This window comes from Guptibacillus hwajinpoensis, from assembly GCF_020171785.1.
Classification (GTDB): domain Bacteria; phylum Bacillota; class Bacilli; order Bacillales; family Guptibacillaceae; genus Guptibacillus; species Guptibacillus sedimenti.
On the sequence record NZ_JAIVAE010000009.1, the window covers coordinates 195,177 to 218,960 of the forward strand.

Consider the following 23,784-nt stretch of genomic DNA (forward strand, 5'->3'; position numbering starts at 1 on the left):
AGGAAATGTTTCAATCGTATGATGAAGCGGTAAGTTGGATTCATAGTTTGTTAAATCACGGCATTAAACCTGGTTTAGAGCGGATGGACTGGATGCTAGAACAGCTTGACCATCCAGAAAGACGGTTAAAAACGGTGCATGTTGGCGGTACTAACGGAAAAGGTTCGACAGTTACTTATTTACGTACAGTGCTAGAGGAGGCTGGATATGAAGTAGGGACGTTTACTTCTCCTTATATCGAATCATTTAGTGAACGAATAGCGGTTAACGGACAACCGATTAAAGAAGAAGATTTAGTGATGCTATGCAATCGGGTTCAGCCGCTTGTTGAAATGGCTGCAGCTTCCCCCCTTGGTTCACCTACCGAGTTTGAAGTTATAACGGTAATCGCGCTTTTGTACTTTGGAACTAAAGCCTACCCAGATCTGGTTTTAATGGAAGTTGGACTAGGTGGGCGACTCGATTCAACCAACATCATCCATCCGCTTATTAGTGTCATTACGAATGTAGGGTATGACCATACCCATATCCTTGGTAGTGACCTGAAACAAATTGCGTATGAAAAAGCGGGAATCATTAAGTCAGGTGTACCACTTGTTACGACTGCAGAAAAAGAAGAAGTTCTCACACTCTTCCATGAAACAACAAAAGCGAAAAAGACGAAAATTTATCGTTTGAATGAAGAGTTTTCCATTGTTGACAAGAGAAGTGATGATGAAGGTGAACACTTCTCATTTCAATCTCCTTATCGTAAACTAGCTGATCTTCACATTCAGATGAAAGGTGAGCATCAGGTAAAAAATGCAGCTGCAGCACTAATGGGACTCGAATATTTGCGCGTCTTTTATGGTCTACATATCGAACATGACATGGTTCAGCGCGGACTTAAACGAGCAGCATGGCCAGGACGATTTGAGAAGATTCGTTCCAACCCCACTATCATTGTAGATGGTGCACATAATCCAGAAGGGGTGGAAAGTCTTGCAAGAACATTAGAGCAGCACTATCCGAATAAGAATATTCACGTCATTTTCAGCGCACTAGGAGATAAAGATATTGAGTCAATGTTAAAGCCTCTCTATCCCCTTATTCAAAAGATGACCTTTACTACCTTTGGTTTTCCAAGAGCTATTTCAGCTGAGAGTTTATTTCAACGAGCAAGTTTTTCGGCCAAGTCGTATGAAGAAAACTGGAAAAAAGCAATTCAAATAACGACTGAGCAAGTAAGTGAAAATGAGCTAGTTCTCATTACGGGCTCTCTCTACTTTGTATCAGAAGTACGTCGTTTTCTAAAAAATTAGAATTTAATCCAAAAAAATAGGACTTTTTCGCTACTATTTGCTAAAATGAAACGTAACCACTTTAAAATGGAAAAATATTCTTCTTTACCACAGAAGATGGAGGGGGAAACAATTGACTGCAATAATGAAACGCAAAGTTTGGATTGTATGGCTCTTGTGTTGGCCACTACTCATTTTTGCAACGTTCTATTTCTTTCCCCCTGATTTTACTGGGAATTTGGCCGATGTTCTTGCGCTATTTGTACTTCTTGCTGTCGTTGCAATGATGCCAATAAACGTAAAAGGAACAGACCTTTTTTTTATTCAGGGGATTTCACTAGCTGTATTTCTCAGATATGGCTTATTCGTGGAAACGATTTTAACTCAGTTAGCGATCCTTGTCTTTCTGTTGAATTTGCGAGTTACAAAGAAAGATAGTCATCGCTATCCAGTTAATATGCTCATGTTTATGATCGTTTCCCTGGTATCAGGTGGACTTTTTTATTTACTTGGAGGATCCACTGGCGAATTCTCTGGAAATGCGATTACACAGCTTGTTCCCTCTATCGGCTATATTCTTTCATTAATCATTGTTAATCAAATTCTCCTTCATTTTTTACGTATTTATATTTATAAAGAGGTTAATACAAAATTTTTTGACAAAGATATGCTTTGGGAAGCCATTTCTACAGGAGTAACGCTGCCGGTTGGGTTTCTTCTCTATATGTTACATACCTATCTAGGAACAATTGCCATTTTCTTTGTTGGAGTTCCATTTGTGTTAGCGTCTCTTATGCTCAGGTTGTATTACTCAAGTCGAAAAGTGAATGATCTACTTCAACAAACGAGTGAAATCGGTCAGCAAATTACTCAGTCTCTTGATATAGACGAAATTCTTGATTTATTTTTATATGAAGTTAAGGATATGTTTGTAGTTGATTATGCTTACATTATGGATGCAGAACAGGTAGAGCATTTAAGAATTATTAAATGCTTTGAGAAGGAAAGAGGCATTCAAGCTAGCGCAAAAGATTCTTCTTTTGAAGAAGGGATTAGCAAAAGAGTCTGGCGTAGTGGACGTAGCCGATTATACACGAAGCGTGCGCAGTGGAAAAATCTTACCCAGGGAATTCTCCCCCAAACAGCGAATGCTGTTATTTCGGTACCGATGAAACGCAATAAAAAGGTCGTCGGCATTATCACACTAGCAACAGATCGCGTTCGTTCATATGAAAAACACCATATACTTGTGATGCAAATTCTAGCCAATTATTTAGCAGTAGCTGTAGATAATGCAAGGCATTATGAAGAGACCAAAAGGCGAAGTGAGAGATGTCCTTTAACGAATTTGTACAATTTCCGATTTTTTAACGAGGTATTAGACGAGAAATACAACCATTTTGATGAAAACCCTGCTCCATTTTCAATTATATTGCTCGACCTAGATCATTTCAAAAAAGTAAATGATACATTTGGGCACCATAGCGGAAATGACGTGCTTTGTGGAGTAGCTAATCGACTTGAGGAGGAAATTGGAGATAAGGGTACCGTTGCCCGATTTGGCGGTGAAGAGTTCGTGGTTTTGCTTGAAAATCATTTTCATAATGAGAGTTTACAAGTTGCGGAAGACTTACGATGTGTCATCGCGGATCGACCATTTGAGATCTTTAGTGATTTGGATAACGGCGAGCGTCAGGTTATTTACGTGACGGCTAGTATCGGTGTTGCAACAGCGCCTGATCAGGGAAAAGATGCACAAACCTTAATACGAAATGCTGATCGAGCCATGTATACTGGTGCAAAACAACGGGGTAGAAATCGTGTTGCAAGCTATGTTGGATAAGGAAATCTCCATTCTTCAAAATTCGGAAAATAAGGATAAGCACTTTGGGTCGGGTTATACAGTTGATTCGTGCGCAGCATGGGTTCAATGACACGTTCTTCTACAAGGTTGGGTTTAAATCTACCATTACCTTTAAACAATAAAAACAATAATATAAAGAAGGATGAAAGATATGGGGGTTTTGTTACATAGTTATTTATTTCTAATTGGCCTTTCGCTAGGTTCCTTTTTTAATGTTGTTGGTCTTCGTGTGCCGATCAAACGCTCCATTGTCATCCCTCGCTCATCATGTCCAACATGTGAACGTGAGCTTTCACCTTTTGAGCTTGTACCTGTTTTTTCTTATTTATTTCAGCGAGGAAAATGTAGGGGATGTTTTTCAAGTATTTCACCTATTTACGCATGTGTTGAAATCGTTACAGCACTACTTTTTACAACCGCACCTATTTTGGTCGGATGGTCAAAAGAATTGATGATTACCTATGGATTAATTTCGCTTCTCGTTATTATTTTTGTTTCAGATCTCACCTATATGTTGATTCCTAATCGCATTCTTTTGTTTTTTGCAGCTTACTTTAGTTTGGGTCGAATTGTTGTTCCGATGGATCCATGGTATAGCCCTTTGATAGGAGCGATAGGAGGCTTTTTATTGCTACTATTGATCGCTTTGATTAGTCGTGGTGGAATGGGTGGCGGTGACATTAAATTGTTTACGGTGCTAGGCGTTGTTTTTGGTTATCAAGAATTAATTCTCGTCTTTTTCTTTTCTACTTTAATTGGATCGATTATTGGGATCACAGGGTTATTGATTGGAAAAGTAAAAAGGAAGCAGCGTATTCCGTTTGGTCCTTCTGTGGCGTTGGCAGCACTTATAACGTATATTTATGGTGAAAAACTCTTACAATGGTATTTTGATTTTCTTATATGAAAAAACGAATAGCAGGCTCTTTAGCTTGTTCGACCTCGAACTAACATAAGTTTGGTTCAAACCCCCTCGCTCATGGAGGGGGTATTTTTGTTGTTGTTCTGCTCAACTCTAGTATTTTAAGTTCTAGTATTTCCCGAGATTTCATAGACTGTAGTACAAGCCGGTACCTGAGGAGGATGGGAATGGATAAGGAGAGACGGACGATTTCAATTCGACTAGATGATGAAGTCCATAAGACTCCAGAAACACATAAAGAAAGCGCAGCGGCTGAAGAAAAGGAATTTGAATGGATTTTACCGGAGCGTCGCGATTCTAAAAAGATCGTAGAGTTAAAGAAGCGGCATAGTCAAAAAAAAGCCTCCTCTTTTTTTGATCAGTCAATGAAGAACCCAAGATTACCAGTTGGACGTAAGAAGAAAAAACATTTCATACCAAGTAAGAATGTCATTACCTTGCATAAAAAGGTGGTGGCTTCAGTGGTCTTTGCGATCGCTCTTGGCGTTTTATTTGGTTTCGGTTTACTTATGGTGTTCGGTGGAGAAAGTGTAGCAACGCCCTCTAATAAGGCAAGTGAAGCGGCACCAGTGACAGCTAGTCAGACGGATTTATCTTTTGATCTTCATGTTGTGCAATCAGGTGCGTATGAAACAAAAGAGTCCGCCAGGGAATTTCAAGAAAAGCTAAAAGATCAAGGTCTACCAGCAACGATTTTTGAAGGTGAAAAATACTTCTTGCTGATTGGCGTCTCAGCTTCTGCTGAAGGTCAGGATGCCCTTGCCGCTTATTTTGAAAACAATGGTCAGGAGGTTTATAAGAAATTATGGACGATTGATGGAACTAGCGTAGTGGCGAGTGCGGAAATGGAGAGACATTTGCAAGAGGGTAGGAAATTAATTGAACAGCTAACAAAGCTTGATCTAGTTGCTTTATCAGATGGAGAAGTATCAAATAGTGAAGTAACTGATGTATTGCAAGCGATTCAAACCTGGAATGGAAAAGGTGATAAGTTAGAGGGATGGAAAGAGGGCGAGGGGAAAGCTTTAGCGGAAAACTTGAGTGCTGCCTCAAAAGAGATTGAAACCTATTCATCAGAAAAAACAGTATCCTCGTTATGGATTGCTCAGCAGCACTTATTGGATGCGCTAGAAACTTATCAAGAAGTTGTGGAAAGCTTGAAATAGTCTGATATTTGCGGAGTAACTAAATTAACGGTACGATATGAATGTTGGAAGCAACCCTCCTGAATATGATTTTCGGGACGAAATAAAATAAGATTAAACAAATTTTAACTGTATGCACATACAGAATCGAAGTAAAACGAAAAATGTAGAGGAACGTTAGAAAATTAAATTGTGGAAAGAAAAGGGATTTGATAAGCTGTTATCAAGCCCTTTTCCCACTTGTGAATCATTTACAAAAAAAGGGTGGTAAAATGAAGCGCCTCGTCTTAGCCTCAGGGTCTCCACGAAGAAAAGAACTTCTAGAGCAAGTGAACCTCCAATTTGAGATTATTGTTAGCCGCTTTGAAGAACATCACTCTCAATCTGTCCCCCCTTCTGAGCTTGTGAAGCAGCTTGCTTTTGGAAAGGCAAATGATGTATTTATGAATCAATCGGACGCTATAGTTATTGGTGCCGATACGGTTGTAACGCTTGGTGCCGATATTCTTGGAAAGCCAGAAAGTCGCGAGCATGCGAGGCAGATGCTGAAAGCTTTGTCTGGTCGGACCCATATCGTTTATTCAGGTGTGGTCATTCTTTCAAATGAGCAGCATTCACAGTTCTATGAAGCCACTGAAGTGGAATTTTGGGATTTAACAGATGTAGATATTGAGAATTATCTCGATACCGGAGAGCCGTTTGATAAAGCGGGAGGTTATGGTATTCAGGGTTTCGGTGCCGCCTTTGTGAAACGTATTCACGGGGATTATTATAGTGTGGTAGGGCTTCCGATTTCCAAAACGCTTCGAGAGTTACAAGCGTTTGGAATTGTTCCGGAGATTCAGCGTTAGTCAGACACGAAGATGAATCCAGGGAGGAAGCGTGTTGCTTAAAACACCGTTAATGATTCGCGATTATCCTGAAGAAGAGCGCCCGAGAGAGCGCCTAGTGAAAGAAGGTCCTGAGACGTTATCCAACCAAGAGTTACTGGCGATTATCCTCAGAACTGGAACGAAACAGGAGTCTGTCCTTCAGTTATCTTATCGCATTATTCAGTATTTTGAGGGGTTGCGTCTATTAAAAGATGCCAGTATCGAAGAGTTAACTTCTTTAAATGGCGTGGGTACTGCCAAAGCTGTTCAACTGATTGCGGCGATGGAGCTTGGTAGAAGAGTAAGTCGTCTTCAATTAGAAGAGCGCTATACGATTCGTTCACCGGAAGATGGTGCGAATTATGTGATGGAAGACATGCGTTTTTTATCACAAGAGCATTTTGTTTGCTTATACTTAAACACGAAAAATCAGGTGTTGCATCGTCAAACCGTCTTTGTTGGAAGTTTAAATGCATCAATCGTGCATCCTAGAGAAGTTTTCCGAGAGGCTTTCAGACGTTCAGCAGCCTCATTAATTTGCTTTCATAATCATCCAAGTGGTGATCCTACACCAAGCAGGGAAGATATTGAAGTTACAAAACGTCTTGCTGAGTGTGGTAAAATGCTTGGTATTGATATGCTCGATCATATTATTATTGGAGATCAGAAGTTTATTAGTTTAAAAGAAAAAGGGTATGTATAGGCTGTGGAATAGTTTTCCCACTACCGTTTTTAATACTGATGAAGTATAATCATAGTTATGAGTTTTGCTTGAATTGAAGGGAGATTTAACATAAATGTTTGGTGGATTTTCAAGAGATATGGGAATAGATTTAGGTACAGCTAATACGCTGGCATATGTAAAAGGAAAAGGCGTTGTCGTTCGTGAGCCTTCCGTTGTTGCACTTCGGACAGATACAGGTTCAATTGAGGCAGTAGGTAATGATGCAAAAAATATGATCGGTCGTACTCCGGGTAATATTGTTGCACTTCGTCCAATGAAAGACGGTGTTATTGCTGATTTTGAAACGACGGCTACGATGCTGAAGTACTTTATTCAACAGGCTCAAAAAAATCGTTCCGTTTTTGCACGTAAACCTAACGTAATGGTTTGTGTGCCGTCAGGAATCACAGCTGTCGAAAAGAGAGCGGTAGAAGATGCAACGCGCCAGGCAGGCGCGCGTGAACCGTACACCATTGAGGAGCCGTTTGCAGCAGCGATTGGTGCTGATTTACCAGTTTGGGAGCCAACAGGTAGTATGGTAGTTGATATTGGTGGGGGTACAACAGAAGTTGCCATCATTTCTCTTGGAGGAATTGTAACCAGTGAATCAATTCGCATTGCTGGAGATGAGATGGACGAGTCGATTATTCAGTATGTGAAGAAAACATATAACTTAATGATTGGTGAGCGTACAGCTGAACAGCTTAAACTTGAAATCGGTTCTGCTGGAACAACAGAAGGCATTGACGCGATGGATATTCGCGGCCGTGACCTTGTGACAGGTCTTCCAAAAACGATCAGTGTATCGGCAGATGAAGTGTCTGGTGCTCTTCGAGATACGGTTAATAGTATTATGGAAGCTGTTAAAGTAACGCTTGAGAAAACGCCACCTGAGCTTGCGGCTGACATTATGGATCGGGGCATTGTTCTTACAGGCGGCGGAGCTTTACTGCGAAACTTGGATCAGGTCATTAGCGATGAAACGAAAATGCCAGTTATTGTTGCTGAAAATCCACTTGAGTGCGTTGCGATTGGTACCGGGCGTGCGCTAGAAAATATCCATTTGTTCAAATCTAGAGCTGGTATAACTTCCCGCTCTAAACAGAAGTAGTTGGAAGGTGTAACGCATGCCACAATTTTTCTCAAATAAACGTCTCATTGTATTGCTTGTGAGCATTATTATTTTAGTTGCCTTAATCGGTACATCAATGAAAGAACGCGATGCACTCACAATGCCTGAGCAGTTTTTTAAAGATTCCATTGGATGGCTTCAATCAATCTTCTATAAACCCGCTAATTCAGTAGCGGGTTTATTTGAGAGTATTGGAGAAATGAAAGACATGTATGAAGAAAACGAGCTATTGAAGTCGAGGCTCAACGAATTTGTTGCGGTGTCAGAAGAACTGAAAACCGTCAAGAAAGAAAATGAAGATTTAAAAAGTGAGTTAAATATTGACTCATCAACTGGACTTTCAAATTATCAAACCTTCCATGCGAATATGATTGCGCGTTCACCAGACCGTTGGAACGATTTGTTAACGATTGATAAGGGAGAACAGGATGGGGTAGAAGCGGATATGGCCGTTGCTACGCCTGATGGTCTAATTGGTAAAGTGAAAAATGTGCAGCCTTTCTCATCAACGGTTCAACTAGTGAGTGATGTTGATCGTACGAATCGAATTGCTGCAATGACGCAGGAAGATAAGAATGTTTTCGGAACAATTGAAGGATATGATACGGAAAAAGAAGTACTGCTTTTCTCTAAAATTCCGGTAGATACGAAAGTAGAAAAAGGCCAAACCGTTATTACAGCAGGAAATGGTGGCATATTCCCACGCGGTATTGTTATCGGTGAAATTGTTGATATTGAAACGGATAACGTTGGTACAACCCAGACTGCTTATGTGAAACCAGCGTCTGACTTATATGATATTAATAATGTCATGATCATCGACCGTGGGGCACAAAACGTAAATCCTGATGAGGGGGAAGGTGAAGAAGAATGAGGCGTTTTTTTCTAGTTGGAACGCTATTTGTTCTTTTTCTTATGGAAGGAACCGTTTTTCAGGTGTTCGCACCTGAACAATACGGCTTTGACTTTCAGCTCATCCCGCGTTTTGTAACAGTGATTGTGGTTATGATTGGGATGGTTTTGTCACCTGCGTATGGTGTCCTATACGGTGTTGTTTTTGGACTACTACATGATTTGATTTATACGGATCTTGTTGGGGTATATATGTTTGGAATGTCAGTTGCAGCCTACATAATCGGTTACTTATCGAAGGTTTTTCATCTAAATTGGTTTACGACACTTATACTTGGGTTATTAGGTGTAACATTGATGGAATTCTATGTATATGAACTCTTTTCTTTAATAAATGTAACCGACGTATCCTTTTCTTCCTTTTTCTACAGTCGTTATCTTCCTTCCATACTTTTAAATGGAATCTTTTTGCTTATTGTTTACTACCCTGTAAAACGGTTGCTTGAAGATTTATCTGAAAGCCGTAGACAAGAAAATCAGGCCAAAAGAAGGAGTTTCCTTTAGCAACGTTGAATTATTCTATGTTGAGGTGAATGAAATTGTCTATGGTACAAAAGCAAACACAGCATTTTGTTACGATTAAAGGAACGAAAGACGGCTTGAATCTGATTTTAGATGATTCCTGCGCTTTTCGTGATGTTATAAATGAACTTGATGAAAAACTTTCCGCTCGTCATATTCAGCAGACGGAAGGACATACAATTACAGTAACGCTCAAGCTTGGGAATCGTTATTTAACAGAAAAGCAAGAAAAAGAACTTCGTGCGATGATTCAATCTAAGCAAAATCTAGAAATTGATCGCATTGATTCGAATGTCATGTCGCGTGAAGAAGCCGAAGAAGAGCGTAAGAGGTCTACGATTACGTCCGTAGCGAGAACGGTACGATCAGGGCAGGTTCTTGAAGTGGAAGGCGATCTTCTCCTAGTTGGTGATGTGAATCCTGGTGGTACTGTTAAAGCTTTTGGCAACATATTTGTAATGGGTGCACTTCGAGGCATTGCTCATGCGGGGGCTTATGGGGATATGAAGGCGGTTATTACAGCCGCTGTTATGAAACCTTCGCAGCTTAAAATCGCAGATTTAATCAGTAGGCCGCCTGATCAAGTAGGGGCAAGCATTCATGAAGCAGAATGTGCTTTTGTCAAAGACGGTCAATCTGAAATTAGCGTTGATCGCGTTCAAATACTGACTAAAGTACGACCGAATTTGACTAGGTTGTAGACAGAAAGGGGAATGTTGTGTGGGAGACGCTATCGTCATTACTTCCGGAAAAGGTGGTGTGGGTAAGACCACAACGACAGCAAACATTGGAACAGCTCTTGCACTATCGGGGAAAAAAGTATGTCTGGTTGATACGGATATCGGTCTTCGAAATCTTGATGTAGTGATGGGGCTTGAGAATCGTATTATTTATGATCTTGTCGATGTAGCTGAGGAAAGATGTAGGCTTCATCAAGCCTTAATTAAAGACAAGCGCTTTGAGGCGCTTTACATGCTTCCAGCGGCACAAACGAAAGATAAATCTGCTGTGCAGCCAGCGCAAATGAAGAAAATTATCGATGAATTAAAACAAGATTACGATTATGTGTTAATTGATTGTCCGGCAGGCATTGAACAGGGCTTTAAAAATGCCATCGCTGGTGCAGATAAATCAGTTGTTGTTACAACACCTGAAACGTCGGCTGTAAGAGATGCTGATCGCATTATAGGCCTGCTCGAAAAAGAAGAGAACATTGAAGCCCCGAAACTTGTCGTAAACCGCATTCGAAACCACATGATGGAAAGTGGCGAAATGCTTGATGTGGACGAAATTGTTTCGATACTTGCGATTGATCTCCTTGGCATTGTAGGGGATGACGATACGGTTATTACAGCTTCTAATAAAGGAGAGCCGATTGCGCTCGATCCTAGTTCAAAAGCTTCGATTGCCTATCGTAATATCGCTCGTCGCATTTTAGGTGAATCCGTTCCGCTTCTTTCTCTTCAAGAAGAGAAAGGCATGTTCAGTAAAGTGAAAAAGTTTTTTGGAATGCGTTCTTAAATCTCGGCCACGGCCGGGATTTTTTTGTTTGTTGGTGGATTCTTTGTCTATCATACACATTGATGGCGCTGTTTGAGCGTACAACTCAAACCCATTCCTTCTTGAAAGTATTCAAATGACATATCCGCTCAGGACAAGTCATAAACTGAATACTACATATAGGAAGGATGGGTGAGGAATGCGGAAAGACCTGGATGATGTGAGAAAACGACTCCATTCGAGAAAGAAGCAGCGTCAGCCAATGCGTGGAGCACCTCGATTAAGACAAAGTCATGATCATATGCCTACTCTTACAAATCAAAATGTTGAAATGAAAATTCACCCGCTTTTTAACAAGCAAAGCTTTTTAATGAGAGCGATGATTGCGGCCTGCTTATTCCTTGGTGCAGGGATTTTATTTAAAGCAGAGAGCGATCGACTCGTTCCAGCCCAGGATTATGTTACTAATATGATGGCTGAAGAATTTCAGTTTGCCTCAGTGAAGGATTGGTATGAAGGAAATTTTGGAAATCCAGTTGCTTTATTTCCAACATCTCCAGAAACTAATTCGGATGCTGAAGCTCCTGTCTACGCGCTACCTGCGAGCGGGAAAGTACTTGAGAACTTTGAGACGACTGGAAAAGGGATTATGGTCGAAACTGTCCTAAGTTCTGGAGTCGAAGCGATCGATGCAGGGGTGGTCACCTATGCAGGAGATAAAGAAGGGATAGGGCAGACGGTTGTTCTTCAACATACTGATGGAAGCGAGTCATGGTATGGTATGCTGGATTCAATTGATGTTTCTCTTTACGATTTTGTGCAAACGAAGGACCAACTTGGAAGCGTCTCAAACTCTGAAGATGGCAAGACAGGAACGTTTTATTTTGCCATAAAGAAAAATGAAGCGTTTATTGATCCGCTTCAAGTTGTACCAATCGAATAATGTTAAGAATGATAACGATCCATCCGCTTTTCTGGATGACAATTGGTCTTTCTATTCTAACAGGGCGTTTTCGAGAAATGCTGCTGCTGTTCCTCGTTGTCCTTATTCATGAGTTAGGACATGCGGGAGCAGCTCGTTTTTTTAGGTGGCGAGTTAATGAAATCGTGCTTTTACCGTTTGGTGGTGTTGCTGTAGTAGATGAGCATGGAAACCGCCCGTTAAAAGAAGAGCTTATTGTTATTCTTGCTGGCCCATTCCAACATGTATGGATGATAGGAGTTGGGGCGATCTTCTATTATTTGGGTTTATGGGATGATATGTACAGTCTTTTTCTACTTCATAATTTAATGGTTCTCCTCTTTAATTTATTGCCGATATGGCCACTTGATGGCGGAAAGCTTCTTTTTTTATTATATTCCCTACGTTATCCTTTTAAAGCTTCTCATAGAGTAATGCTTCATTCGTCCACTGTTTGTTTAGGTTTACTCATAGTGGCAACGATCGTCTTTTTTCCATTTCACTTAAATTTGTGGATGGTAATCATTTTTCTTTCCGTATCATTGTTCAAAGAGTGGAAACATCATCATTATATTTATTTGCGGTTTTTACTTGAACGTTATTCAACAACGTTTGATGGGAAAAAAAAGGTTGTTTCAGTAGCTCCTGAAATGAAGCTAACAGATCTTCTCGCAACATTTTATCGTGGATATCACTATCAAATCGTCATCACAGATTTAAACGTAAAGGCGGATGAGCAAGTTTTACTTCATGCCTATTTTAAGAAAAATCAAATTGGCTGTGCAGTTGGTACGCTATTTAGGTAAACTAGAGAAAAGTGCAAAAAGGAGAGCGGCTATGGAATTCATTGTTCTTAAAAAAAACGAGTGGCAGGCGGCCGCTATTGTAAAAGATCAAGAAATAACAGATATATGGGCTGAGACAATCAATCCAAAAAAACCAAATGAGGGAGACATTATTCTAGGGAGAGTCTCGTCTATTTTAGACGATAAGAATGCGGCATTTATTTCACTTGGTAGCGGAAAACCAGGCCTTTTAAATGGTGATGAACTCGTTTGTTCACAACAAAAAAAGACAGCCGGGGAACGGATGCCGGCTGTTTCTGATTGTATTGAAGAAGGTCAGCCCATTCTTGTTCAGGTCAAGCACGCTGGGATGGATCGAAAAGGTCCCATTGTATCAGAATTGGTTGCGTTAACTGGTGATTCTCTCGTCTATATGCCGTACGGCTGTTATTCAGCCGTATCAAAACAGCTGCCAACAAAGAGAGAAGAGCTTCTTCAAATTGCTCACCAGCATTGTCTTGAACAAGAGGGGCTTATCTTTCGGACAAGCGCAGGAAAATTGAGTGAAGCAGAGCTTTTAGATGAGCTTTACATCCATCGTGAAGAGTGGAAGCAGCTTGTTGTTTACGCCGCTTCGGTGCGAGCACCGTGTTTTATAAAAAAATCCGGGGGCCTTGCTGAACGAATTAGCAAACTTTATCCTCTTCATCGAGTAACGAAACTAGCGACAAATGACGATGAAACGGTTAAGACCTTCCTGCCTCTATTGTCAAAAGAGGCGACAGTGATGTCTCAAGACGAAAAGAAGAACGCTCTTCATCTCCTTGAAAGAACGATTGAGGGAATGGAGGAAACGGTTAAAATAGGGAAAGCAGCTCTACATATAGAAGAAACAAATGCGGTAACAGCAATTGATGTAGATAGTGGTGGTGTTAGAAAAATGACAAAAAACCAGACCCATTTTGAAGTAAACTTGATGGCAATCGATGAAATTGCAAAACAGCTGCGACTACGAAATATTGGTGGCATGGTTATTGTTGATTTTTTAAGGGTAGATGAGAAAGAACGACAAACGTTATTCGCTCAAATGAAAAAGAAGGAAAAAACAGACAAACGTTTGAAGGTCGCGGGCTTCACAAAGCTGGGTCTGTTTGAAATGCAGCGAAAGAAGGCGGGACTTCCTCTCAGCAAACTGATTTAAGCTCGGAATGCAAGAAGTCGCGTTTCTTGCATTGACACCGCAATTTTCGCTGTGGTATGATTTAGTGGTTAGTTCGTTTGGAAGCACCCAAAGAGCTACAACCGCTCAAAAACAGGTTTTTAAGCTAGTTACTAGCACCTGCAATGGCGAGTCTTAGTATTAGAGGAGGTGCACGTAATGTACGCAATTATTGAAACTGGTGGTAAACAAATCAAGGTTACTGAAGGTCAAGAAATCTACATCGAGCTTCTAAACACTGAAGCTGGTGAAACGGTTACTTTTGACCGTGTGCTAATGGTTGGTGGAGACGATATTAAAGTTGGTTCTCCTATGCTTGATGGCGCTACTGTAACTGGTAAAGTTGACAAGCACGGTAAAGGTAAGAAAATCACGGTTTATAAATATAAGCCAAAGAAAAACTACCGTCGTAAGCAAGGACACCGTCAACCTTACACTAAAGTAGTTATCGACAAAATTAACGCTTAAGGATATCAACGATGATACGTTTCAATTTGAAGCGCGATTCTGACAATCGCATTATTTCTTTTTCCCTATCTGGACACGCTGAGTCTGGTCCGTACGGCTATGATTTAGTATGCGCAGGTGTTTCTGCTGTGTCGATTGGAACTGTGAACGCGATTGAATCCCTTTGCGATGTACATCTCATAGTTGACATGGAGGATGAAGGTGGTTATCTCAGCTGTACCGTTCCAGCTCGTTTGGAGCAGCGTACGGATGAGAATATTCAACTTCTCCTTCAAGGAATGGAAGTATCCATTTCCGCTATTGCCGAGGAATACGGCAAGCATATCCAAATTACTCACACATAGGAGGTGGGACAATATGTTGAAAATGAATCTACAGTTTTTCGCATCGAAAAAGGGTGTAGGTAGTACAAAAAACGGCCGTGATTCAATCTCCAAGCGTCTTGGCGCGAAGAGCGCAGACGGCGAGTTCGTATCCGGCGGTTCGATTCTTTTCCGTCAACGCGGAACTAAGATCTACCCTGGTACAAACGTTGGCCGTGGTGGAGACGACACTCTATATGCGAAAATCGACGGCGTCGTGAAGTTCGAGCGTCTTGGACGTGACCGTAAACAAGTAAGTGTATATCCAGTTGCTAAAGAAGCATAAGCAGCTTAAGAAAAACTCTAACCGTTCGGTTAGAGTTTTTTGATATAATGGACGAAATGATCTAGAAAAAGTGACGATGCACATGAATACGCATAAGATTGTTTTCTTTTTAGGGTAACATGAATGAATCATCTATTGTTATAATGAAGAAAATGGTTAAAGCATTGGGAGTGCAATTATGTCTAAAAAGTGGAATACCTTTGATGTTCTGCGCCATTCTCGTCATGATTGGTTAAATCGTTTGCAGTTAATCAAAGGCAACCTTGCACTGGATCATGTGGACAGGGCAAAGGAAATTATTGAAGAAATTATTATCCAGTCGAGACAGGAAGCAAAATTGTCGAATTTAAATGCTCCGAAACTTGCAGAATATATATTAACGTTTAACTGGTGTAACCATTTATTTCAGTTGGATTTTGAAGTGATCGGAGACGAGTATGATATTTGCGGTTACGAAGCAGATCTCATTGCGTTAATTGCTCAATGTACAACAGTGCTTGATTCACATGTGACAGTGCCTGCGGATCACCACTTGTTATTAACGCTTCAGTTGTACCACGAAGAAATTCATCTTGTTTTTGACTTTCAGGGTGAAGTTTCCGATCAAAACAAGCTCAAGCTGGCGTTCGAGAATCCTGATGTAAAAAGCGCTAAATTGATTGAATTAGAGCAAACGGAACAGGAGCTAGTTAGCACGTTTTTGATTAAATGAGGTGAAAGTATGTTTGTAGATCAGGTCAAAGTATTTGTTAAAGCAGGCGATGGCGGAAATGGTATGGTTGCCTTCCGTCGAGAGAAGTATGTACCGGATGGCGGTCCTGCAGGTGGCGATGGAGGAAAAGGCGCTAGCGTCATATTTGAAGTAGAAGAAGGTCTTCGTACACTGATGGACTTTCGTTACAATCGTCACTTTAAAGCGAAAACCGGTGAACACGGTCGTTCAAAGAATCAGCATGGACGTAATGCAGAGGATATGGTTGTTAAAGTTCCGCCTGGTACAATCGTTTCAAATGCAGATACCGGAGAAGTAATTGCAGATTTAACGGAACACGGTCAGCGTGCAACGGTTGCACGAGGCGGACGAGGCGGACGTGGGAATTCACGTTTTGCATCACCTTCTAACCCAGCGCCAGAGCTTTCAGAGAATGGTGAACCTGGGGAAGAAAAAGATGTTACTTTAGAGCTCAAGGTGCTAGCTGATGTTGGACTTGTTGGGTTTCCTAGTGTAGGAAAGTCAACGCTTTTATCCGTAGTATCAGCAGCGAAGCCGAAAATCGCAGCGTATCACTTTACAACAATTGCACCGAATCTAGGCGTTGTTGATACGAAAGATGGTCGCAGTTTTGTGATGGCTGATTTACCTGGACTTATCGAAGGTGCTCATGAAGGAGTTGGGCTTGGCCATCAGTTCCTTCGTCATATTGAACGTACACGAGTTATCGTTCATGTCATTGATATGTCTGGTATGGAAGGGCGAGACCCTTACGAAGACTACTTAAAGATCAATGATGAATTAAAGCAGTATAAAATGCGTCTAATGGAGCGTCCGCAAATCATTGTCGCGAATAAAATGGATCTTCCCGATTCTGAAGAAAACCTTGAAGTTTTCAAGGAAAAGTTAGAAGAAGATTTCCCGATTTATCCGATTTCTGCTGTAACGCGTCAAGGTGTACAGGAAGTATTGTTTGAAATTGCAGACAAGCTTGAAACAACACCTGAATTCCCTCTTGATGAAGAGAAGGAAGAAGAAACTCGCGTTATGTATCGTCACGAGAAAGGTGCACCAGAATTCTTTGTGACACGTGATAGCGATGGAACGTTCGTAGTGAATGGACCTAGAATTGAAAAGCTATTCAAAATGACAGACTTTAATCGAGAAGACAACGTCCGCAGGTTCGCTCAACAGATGCGTAGCATGGGTATTGATGAAGCGCTTCGAGAGCGTGGAGCTGAAGACGGAGACGCAGTTCGGATTCTGGAGTTCGAATTTGAGTTCGTAGACTGATGAACGAAGAAGACTGTCCTGATCGATGGACGGTCTTTTTTTACATAGCCGCAATGCTTCGACGAATATGGGCCGTAGCTGGCCGAAATAGAGGTGAGGGGAAGAATGAGCAAAGAAGACAAGAACTTTTATCTCGTTCGAGAAGATGTGTTATCTGATTCGATGTTAAAAACGCTACAGGCGAAACTTCTTCTTGAAAGTGGAACGGTTGAATCTGTCAGAGAAGCCATTGATGAAGTAGGGGTAAGCCGTAGTGCCTTTTATAAATATCGCGATACGATCTTACCGTTTCATACAATGATTATTGAACAGATTGTAACACTTTCTGTTCACCTTGAGGATCGTTCAGGGGCACTCTCAAGAGTGCTAAGTACAGTCGCACAGCTCGGGTGTAATTTATTAACGATTAACCAAACGATCCCTCTACAGGGCTATGCTACGGTTATCTTAACAATGGAAATTGGAGAATCCAATTTACGCTTAAACGATTTACTTGTGAAAATTAAAGAAATTGAAGCGGTTAACAATGCTGAAATTATTGGATCTGGAGCATAGGGGGAGAAAATGGATACCAAAAAAAAGATAGGTTTTCTTGGACCTGAAGGAACGTTTACAGAAATTGCAGCAAAAACGTTATTTGATGAGGAGGATCGTACACCTTTTCCAACCATACGCGCTTGCCTTGAAGCGGTGGAAAACGGAGACGTCGATTATGGTGTTGTTCCGCTAGAGAATACAATAGAAGGTTCTGTTAATATGACGCTTGACCTGCTCTCACAACAAGTATCACTACCAATCGTTGGAGAGCTCGTTTTGCCGATCAGACAGCACTTGCTTATTCACCCTGATCAACAGGATTGGAAAAAAGTAAAGCGTGTCCTTTCGCATCCACACGCCATTGCCCAATGTCATATTTTTCTTCAACAGGAGTTACCTGAAGCAGAGCTCAGTAATGCGCCTTCAACAAGTGCTGCTGCTGAACATGTGCAAAACTCTGGGAAGATTGAAGAGGCTGCAATCGGGAACGAACTTGCTGCAGAAAAATACGGTTTAATGATTGCTCAAGGTGATATTCATGATACGGAAGATAATGACACACGTTTTCTCGTATTACACAAAACTGCTAAAGCCTTACCGAAAACTCCTTTATTCCGTGAAGATCGTGTCACATATAAAATTATTCTTCCATCTGATTATCCAGGAGCACTTCATCAAGTGCTTGCTGCATTTGCGTGGCGTAACCTAAACTTAACGAAAATTGAGTCACGCCCGATGAAAACAGGACTTGGAAATTACTTTTTTATTATCGATGTGGAACGTCCTAACCGTGATGTGCTTTTAAAAGGTGTCATGGAGGAAATACAAGCGCTTGGCATTGGGATTTCTGTACTAGGCGAGTATCCATGTTTCGTCGTAACTCCTAAATAATTGGTGTCATTGAAATACGCTCCACAAAAAAGAACGGCGCAAGTTGCTACCGTTCTTTTTTGCGTTTTTTTATTCAACATCACTCGTTTAATCTTGTTCTAACAAAAAACCTTGTTCTTTTAATGCCTGAATGACAGCTTCAAGCTGTGTTTTAGAATTAGCTTCAATGGTATGAAGATGTACTCCTGAAGTAAGTTCAGATAAAAGCGAGGCATTTGTCATGGAAAGCTTTGATAAAAATTGATCTGCTTCAAGGCGATTCCCTACGAACAGGGAAGCTGTTAAATGCCCATATAATGGGTGTTCAACGGTAACATCTTTAACAGTCCCTCCGTGATCTACAATCGTATAAAGCTCGTTTTTTGTATCTTTGGGTGAATGCTTGCAGGCGATAACCTGTTCATACTTTCTATTTTCTCTTTCGGTATTAAACATGATATATCCTTGTGAAGTTGCAATAATCGGTTCATTTCTTGCTTTTAATAACGAAATATCCTGAACGATTACTTGACGGCTAACATTCGTACGACTCGATAAATCACTTCCTGTCAATGGTTTCTCGCTCTCTTTTAACCATTGAAGAAGTAGTGATCTTCGATTCTCTCCTAATATTTTTTCTCCATCTTGTCCCATAACTAAAACCCCTTTCCAAGAACACGATCTTTATCTTATTATATCTTTGTTACGGAACAGCGTGTAAGGATTTCTTTAAATCCGTCTACGGCTTTTTCTATCTCTTGCATGGTTGTGTCTCGTCCAAGACTGATGCGGACGAGTTCTCTCGCCTCATCACTCGTTCTTCCCATCGCCCGCAAAGTTTTGGAAGGTTGATGTTGGCCGACCGAGCAAGCTGAGCCCGTTGAGACAGCGATACCTTTACGGTTTAACTCTAACATAACATATTGCCCTTCAAGCCCCTTAATCCGGATACCGATAATATGCGGTAGTCCCTGTTCACCTTCAATAACAATATTCGGATGTGCCAATTCGTTCACGAGGTGAGCGCGTAAGTTCGTGAATTTTTTTTGTTCGGCATTCAATCGGTTAATCGCATCCTCGGCAGCGGCTGCAAAGGAGAAAATACCTGGAACATTCACAGTACCAGGTCGGAATCCATTTTCGTGAACAGTCCCTGGTAAAATTTGCTTCCATGAGATCGAGGGCGAAATATAGCAAGCTCCAACGCCTTTTGGGCCATGTAACTTATGAGAAGAAACCGATACGGCAGAAAGATATAATTCATTTACATCAATCTCCACTTTTCCGAAAGCTTGAACGGCATCTGTGTGAAATAAAATCCGACGTTTCGCTAGCTCTTTGCCGATCTTCTTAATAGGTTGAAGAGTGCCGATCTCACTATTTCCAAAAGTAATCGAAACTAAAATGGTGTCTGGGCGAATGGCTTTAATTAGACTTTCAAGAGGTATTTGTCCGCTTTCATTATAAGGAAGGTATGTCACATAGTAACCTTCACGTTCAAGTTGTGAAAATGTATTTAATACAGAAGAATGCTCAGCGCTAGATGTAATGATATGTCCTTGTGAAAATGTTTTTACCATACTTTGGATTGCTAAGACGTTTGCTTCTGTTCCACCTGAAGTGAAATAAATTCCATTCGGATCGCCATTTAATAGCGAGGCGATGGAGCGACGAGCATTTTCTAATAAATGAGTAGCATCTGTACCGGCATCATGAGCACTCTCAGTGTTTGCAAAGAATTGTTTGGCGGATTGCGTATAGGCATGTAACGCTATATCAGAGATTGGGGTTGACGCTGCATAATCAAGATAAATCATTTTTTCTCCTCACTAATATTCAGTCTTGTTATTTATTTAAATATATGTAAATATAGGTGTCAAGACAGATGTTAAGTTTTTGTGTTTTTTATACATTGTTTAGTGGGAGAAGTGGTTTCATGAATCAAGTTAGTACTGAGGTATTAGTGATTGGGAGCGGTGTTGCTGGATTAATGGTAGCTGAACTTCTTTCACTGAAGAAGAATGTGATGATTATCACAAAGTCAAAGATTGGCGAAAGCAATTCCAAGCTTGCTCAAGGTGGAATTGCTGCAGCTACCACAGAAGAGGATAGCTGGACAAATCATTTTTTTGATACGATCCGAGCTGGCGTTTTTCATAACAACGAAGAACTTACTGAGCTCCTCGTTAAAAAAGGTCCAATGCAATTAAGACACCTTATCAACTTGGGTGTGCGATTTGATAAAAGCTTGAATGGGGAGTATCAAAGATGTAAGGAAGGAGCGCATAGCGTATCGCGAATTTTTCATGCCGGTGGTGACGCCACAGGCAAAGAAATCATCCATACACTAATTAATCGAGTGAAAAAACGATGTACCATTTTTGAAGATCATCTGGCGATTGACCTACTTATCGACGAAGGAGAATGTACCGGAGCTAAAGTGATCAATCAAGCTGGAGATACTTTGATTATTAATGCGGCTTATACGCTGCTTGCAACAGGGGGAGCGGGGCAGCTCTATCCAGTAACGTCAAATCATCCAGCCATTACAGGAGATGGACTTGCAATGGCTTATCGGGCTGGAGCAATATTAACAGATCTGGAATTCATGCAATTTCACCCAACGATGTATGCAGGGGATGCTGATCGCTCTTTCCTAATATCTGAGGCTGTTCGTGGTGAAGGTGGCGTACTGGTTACAGCTAATGGAGAGCGTCTCATGGAAGGGAAACACGAACAATTTGATCTTGCACCAAGAGATATTGTAGCAAGAGCAATTTACGAAGAAGAGTTGCCAGTTTCCCTAGATATCTCGATGATTTCGAAGTTTGAAGAGAGATTTCCGACGATTGCGATGCAATGTAAGAATCATAATGTGGATTTGGCAAAAGGAATGATTCCAGTGAAACCTGGTGCTCATTTTCTTATGGGTGGCGTGATAACTGATCACGTTGGTAGAACTTCTCTTGATGGATTATTTGCTCTTGGAGAAGTTGCTCATACAGGTGTTCACGGAGCTAATCGCCTGGCCAGCAACTCTCTTTTAGAGGGTATTGTTTTTGCACGTGAAGCAGCTGAGTGGATTTTGCATCATCATAAAGACGTAAGAAAAAGAGAGTTAATAGAGCAAGATACGAGATTACCGGAACCGTCGTTATCACTCCATGAACTAAAAGAAACCATGGATAAATTTGTTGGAATGAAAAGGACAAGGGTGGGGCTTAGTTATGCGCTTAAGTTACTTCACCCCATTGCAACGGACGAAGTTGGTAAGTTGGATTTTCAGTCAATTGAACGAGCTAATATGGGGCTAGTCAGCTGGCTAATGGCAACTTCGGCCGTTCTACGTAAAGAAAGCCGTGGTGCTCATTATCGAGCAGATTATCCGAAGCAACTGCAAGAATGGAAGCAAAAAAGAATACTTAGGGGGATGTATCAGGATGATTGGGTTGAAAGTCAGGAAAGATCTCGAACAATTTTTTATTGAAGATATAGGAACTTCGGATTTGTCGAGTGAGCTGCTATTTCCTTCAGACGAGCAATCAGAAGCGCTATTTATAGCAAAAGAAAGTGGCGTTTTTTGTGGCAGAGAAGTGATTGAAATTGGTTTTCGAATACTTGATGGAAGTAGTCGCGTTGAGGTTTACGTGAGAGATGGTGATGTTGTTCAAAGTGGGGACGTCGTTGCTTCTGTAAAAGGGAAAGTACGAGCAGTACTAACAGGCGAGCGCGTTATTTTAAATCTGATTCAGCGAATGAGCGGTGTAGCTACGATGACGGCTCGAGCAGTTGAGCTTCTTAACGATCCTTCTATACGTGTTTGTGATACGAGGAAAACGACACCTGGTCTTCGGATGTATGAAAAGTATGCAGTGAGGTGCGGAGGTGGGGTTAATCATCGAATCACCCTTGATGGTGGCGTAATGCTAAAAGATAATCACATTGCACAGTTTGGAAGTATTGAAAAAGCAGTAACACATGTAAAGAAACGCCTTGGTCATATGACTAAAATCGAAGTGGAGACATCAACGGAAGAGGAAGTACGAGAAGCCGTAAAAGCTCAGGCTGATGTGATTATGTTTGATAACTGTTCGCCAAACGAAGTGGCCACATATGCGAAGCTAGTTCCCTACCCGATAATTTCAGAAGCGTCAGGAGGCATCACGCTTGATAATCTTGCAACTTATCGGCAAACAGGAGTTACGATGATTTCGCTAGGTTGCTTAACCCATTCTGTTAAAAGTCTTGATATTAGTTTACGTTTGAAAGGGGAAGTGAAATGAGCATTTTAGATGCATTAAAAAAGCCTGGTCTTCCAGAACGATATAAAAACCTTACCGAAGAGGAGATGGTTAAGAGGGTTGTAGCGATTAAAGCTGAGATGGGGGAAAGGTTATACCTTCCTGCCCATCATTATCAAAAGGATGAAGTTGTTCAGTTTGCAGATGATACAGGAGATTCTCTCCAACTCGCGCAGCTTGCTGCACGTAATAAAAAAGCGGAAACGATCATTTTTTGTGGGGTTCATTTTATGGCTGAAACAGCTGATATTTTAACAGAAACCCAACAGACTGTTATTCTTCCTGACATGCGGGCAGGTTGTTCTATGGCAGACATGGCGGACATTCATCAAACTGAGCGCGCATGGTCGAAGCTTCAAATGTTTTTTGGTGATACGATTCTTCCTTTAACATACGTGAATTCTACGGCTGCTATAAAAGCGTTTGTTGGAAAATATGGTGGAGCAACGGTTACATCGTCAAATGCAATGGCAATGGTTGACTGGGGATTTACTCAGAAAGAGCGCATCCTGTTCTTGCCTGATCAGCACCTGGGACGAAACACCGCTTATGAACTTGGTGTCCCTTTAGAGGCGATGGCCGTATGGAATCCGATTACAGATACGTTAGAGTACGAAGGAGATTATAATGAAATTAAAGTGATATTATGGAAAGGTCATTGCTCGGTCCATGAAAAATTCACTGTGGAAAATATTGATAAAGTGAGACGAGAGTTTCCTGACATGAACGTCATCGTTCATCCAGAGTGCAGTTTTGAAGTTGTGGAACAATCGGATTTCTCTGGGTCTACAAAAATGATTATTGAGACGATTGAACAGGCACAACCTGGTTCAAAATGGGCGATTGGGACAGAGATGAACCTTGTTAATCGCATTATTCAACAACATCCCGATAAAACAATCGTTTCATTAAATCCAAACATGTGTCCTTGTCTAACGATGAATCGAATTGATTTGCCTCATCTTCTATGGGCGCTTGAAGAAGCTGTAGTTGGGCAGAAAACAAATCAGATTAAAGTGGATTCAGATACAGCATTCTATGCCATCCAAGCGTTAAATCGAATGCTTGCTCGCGCTTAAAAAACAGGGGATCAAACGTTATGTTTGATTCCTTTTTC

Annotated in this window: 26 protein-coding genes and 1 other annotated feature; of the genes, 24 read left to right on the forward strand and 2 right to left on the reverse strand. The window is 41.1% G+C overall.

Features of this window, described 5'->3' with window-relative positions:
* The first annotated feature begins 5 nt into the window (after nt 1–5).
* From LCL91_RS14730 to pheA, 21 genes are all read left to right on the forward strand, one after another.
* On the forward strand, nt 6–1,301 hold the full coding sequence (locus LCL91_RS14730) for a bifunctional folylpolyglutamate synthase/dihydrofolate synthase (RefSeq protein WP_224883463.1): 1,296 nt from the start codon (nt 6–8) through the stop codon (nt 1,299–1,301).
* 112 nt (nt 1,302–1,413) lie between these two features.
* Nucleotides 1,414–3,123 carry a sensor domain-containing diguanylate cyclase gene (locus LCL91_RS14735; protein WP_224883465.1) on the forward strand — a complete coding sequence of 570 codons (1,710 nt, stop codon included), beginning with the start codon at nt 1,414–1,416 and terminating at the stop codon, nt 3,121–3,123.
* 172 nt (nt 3,124–3,295) lie between these two features.
* On the forward strand, nt 3,296–4,051 hold the full coding sequence (locus LCL91_RS14740; protein WP_224883467.1) for a prepilin peptidase: 756 nt from the start codon (nt 3,296–3,298) through the stop codon (nt 4,049–4,051).
* A 182-nt stretch (nt 4,052–4,233) separates the two neighbouring features.
* Entirely contained in the window at nt 4,234–5,232 is a 999-nt protein-coding gene (locus tag LCL91_RS14745; RefSeq protein WP_224883469.1) for an SPOR domain-containing protein, read from the forward strand.
* 251 nt (nt 5,233–5,483) lie between these two features.
* Nucleotides 5,484–6,062 (forward strand): Maf family protein, encoded by a 579-nt coding sequence (locus LCL91_RS14750; protein ID WP_224883470.1) that lies wholly within the window; start codon nt 5,484–5,486, stop codon nt 6,060–6,062.
* A 52-nt stretch (nt 6,063–6,114) separates the two neighbouring features.
* Complete coding sequence (radC, locus tag LCL91_RS14755; RefSeq protein ID WP_098445795.1) at nt 6,115–6,786, forward strand: RadC family protein; 672 nt, start codon at nt 6,115–6,117, stop codon at nt 6,784–6,786.
* Nucleotides 6,787–6,880: 94 nt separating this feature from the next.
* A complete protein-coding gene (locus LCL91_RS14760) occupies nt 6,881–7,918 on the forward strand; it encodes a rod shape-determining protein (RefSeq protein WP_098444412.1) in 1,038 nt (345 codons plus the stop codon).
* Between the two features lie 16 nt (nt 7,919–7,934).
* On the forward strand, nt 7,935–8,813 hold the full coding sequence (gene mreC / locus LCL91_RS14765) for a rod shape-determining protein MreC (protein WP_098444411.1): 879 nt from the start codon (nt 7,935–7,937) through the stop codon (nt 8,811–8,813).
* The gene (gene mreD / locus LCL91_RS14770; RefSeq protein WP_224883472.1) at nt 8,810–9,355 is read left to right on the forward strand and encodes a rod shape-determining protein MreD; all 546 of its coding nucleotides are present in this window, start codon (nt 8,810–8,812) and stop codon (nt 9,353–9,355) included. The genes mreC and mreD overlap by 4 nt, the downstream gene beginning before the upstream one ends.
* Nucleotides 9,356–9,384: 29 nt before the next feature.
* Nucleotides 9,385–10,074 (forward strand): septum site-determining protein MinC, encoded by a 690-nt coding sequence (minC, locus tag LCL91_RS14775; RefSeq protein ID WP_425589684.1) that lies wholly within the window; start codon nt 9,385–9,387, stop codon nt 10,072–10,074.
* 19 nt (nt 10,075–10,093) lie between these two features.
* Nucleotides 10,094–10,894, forward strand: coding sequence for a septum site-determining protein MinD (gene minD, locus LCL91_RS14780; RefSeq protein WP_224883474.1), 801 nt, complete (start codon nt 10,094–10,096; stop codon nt 10,892–10,894).
* Between the two features lie 178 nt (nt 10,895–11,072).
* Entirely contained in the window at nt 11,073–11,816 is a 744-nt protein-coding gene (locus tag LCL91_RS14785) for a M23 family metallopeptidase (RefSeq protein WP_224883477.1), read from the forward strand.
* Nucleotides 11,817–11,824: 8 nt separating this feature from the next.
* Nucleotides 11,825–12,640, forward strand: a complete 816-nt coding sequence (locus LCL91_RS14790) for a M50 family metallopeptidase (protein ID WP_224883479.1) — start codon at nt 11,825–11,827, stop codon at nt 12,638–12,640.
* Between the two features lie 31 nt (nt 12,641–12,671).
* Nucleotides 12,672–13,820, forward strand: coding sequence for a ribonuclease E/G (locus LCL91_RS14795; RefSeq protein WP_224883481.1), 1,149 nt, complete (start codon nt 12,672–12,674; stop codon nt 13,818–13,820).
* An 89-nt stretch (nt 13,821–13,909) separates the two neighbouring features.
* Nucleotides 13,910–13,984, forward strand: a sequence feature (ribosomal protein L21 leader region).
* A 13-nt stretch (nt 13,985–13,997) separates the two neighbouring features.
* The gene (gene rplU / locus LCL91_RS14800) at nt 13,998–14,306 is read left to right on the forward strand and encodes a 50S ribosomal protein L21 (RefSeq protein ID WP_048312605.1); all 309 of its coding nucleotides are present in this window, start codon (nt 13,998–14,000) and stop codon (nt 14,304–14,306) included.
* Between the two features lie 11 nt (nt 14,307–14,317).
* Nucleotides 14,318–14,650 (forward strand): ribosomal-processing cysteine protease Prp, encoded by a 333-nt coding sequence (locus tag LCL91_RS14805; RefSeq protein WP_224883483.1) that lies wholly within the window; start codon nt 14,318–14,320, stop codon nt 14,648–14,650.
* A gap of 13 nt (nt 14,651–14,663) precedes the next feature.
* Nucleotides 14,664–14,954 (forward strand): 50S ribosomal protein L27, encoded by a 291-nt coding sequence (gene rpmA / locus LCL91_RS14810; RefSeq protein ID WP_098444403.1) that lies wholly within the window; start codon nt 14,664–14,666, stop codon nt 14,952–14,954.
* Between the two features lie 178 nt (nt 14,955–15,132).
* On the forward strand, nt 15,133–15,666 hold the full coding sequence (locus tag LCL91_RS14815; RefSeq protein ID WP_224883484.1) for a Spo0B C-terminal domain-containing protein: 534 nt from the start codon (nt 15,133–15,135) through the stop codon (nt 15,664–15,666).
* A 9-nt stretch (nt 15,667–15,675) separates the two neighbouring features.
* Entirely contained in the window at nt 15,676–16,959 is a 1,284-nt protein-coding gene (obgE, locus tag LCL91_RS14820; RefSeq protein ID WP_160918661.1) for a GTPase ObgE, read from the forward strand.
* Nucleotides 16,960–17,064: 105 nt separating this feature from the next.
* Nucleotides 17,065–17,514: an ACT domain-containing protein gene (locus LCL91_RS14825; RefSeq protein ID WP_098444400.1), complete on the forward strand. Its 450-nt coding sequence runs from the start codon at nt 17,065–17,067 to the stop codon at nt 17,512–17,514.
* A 9-nt stretch (nt 17,515–17,523) separates the two neighbouring features.
* Nucleotides 17,524–18,387 carry a prephenate dehydratase gene (gene pheA, locus LCL91_RS14830; RefSeq protein WP_224883485.1) on the forward strand — a complete coding sequence of 288 codons (864 nt, stop codon included), beginning with the start codon at nt 17,524–17,526 and terminating at the stop codon, nt 18,385–18,387.
* A gap of 87 nt (nt 18,388–18,474) precedes the next feature.
* Here the strand turns inward: pheA and LCL91_RS14835 are convergent, their stop codons facing one another.
* Complete coding sequence (locus LCL91_RS14835; protein ID WP_160918663.1) at nt 18,475–19,020, reverse strand: transcription repressor NadR; 546 nt, start codon at nt 19,018–19,020, stop codon at nt 18,475–18,477.
* Nucleotides 19,021–19,058: 38 nt separating this feature from the next.
* Nucleotides 19,059–20,183 (reverse strand): IscS subfamily cysteine desulfurase, encoded by a 1,125-nt coding sequence (locus LCL91_RS14840; RefSeq protein ID WP_224883486.1) that lies wholly within the window; start codon nt 20,181–20,183, stop codon nt 19,059–19,061.
* Nucleotides 20,184–20,302: 119 nt separating this feature from the next.
* On the opposite strand from LCL91_RS14840, the gene nadB reads away from it, so the two are divergent.
* From nadB to nadA, 3 genes are read left to right on the forward strand one after another with little or no spacing between them, the layout of a single operon-like run.
* Nucleotides 20,303–21,853: an L-aspartate oxidase gene (gene nadB / locus LCL91_RS14845; RefSeq protein WP_224883487.1), complete on the forward strand. Its 1,551-nt coding sequence runs from the start codon at nt 20,303–20,305 to the stop codon at nt 21,851–21,853.
* Nucleotides 21,807–22,649, forward strand: a complete 843-nt coding sequence (nadC, locus tag LCL91_RS14850) for a carboxylating nicotinate-nucleotide diphosphorylase (RefSeq protein ID WP_224883488.1) — start codon at nt 21,807–21,809, stop codon at nt 22,647–22,649. The genes nadB and nadC overlap by 47 nt, the downstream gene beginning before the upstream one ends.
* Nucleotides 22,646–23,746 carry a quinolinate synthase NadA gene (gene nadA, locus LCL91_RS14855; protein ID WP_224883489.1) on the forward strand — a complete coding sequence of 367 codons (1,101 nt, stop codon included), beginning with the start codon at nt 22,646–22,648 and terminating at the stop codon, nt 23,744–23,746. The genes nadC and nadA overlap by 4 nt, the downstream gene beginning before the upstream one ends.
* Nucleotides 23,747–23,784 lie beyond the last annotated feature (38 nt).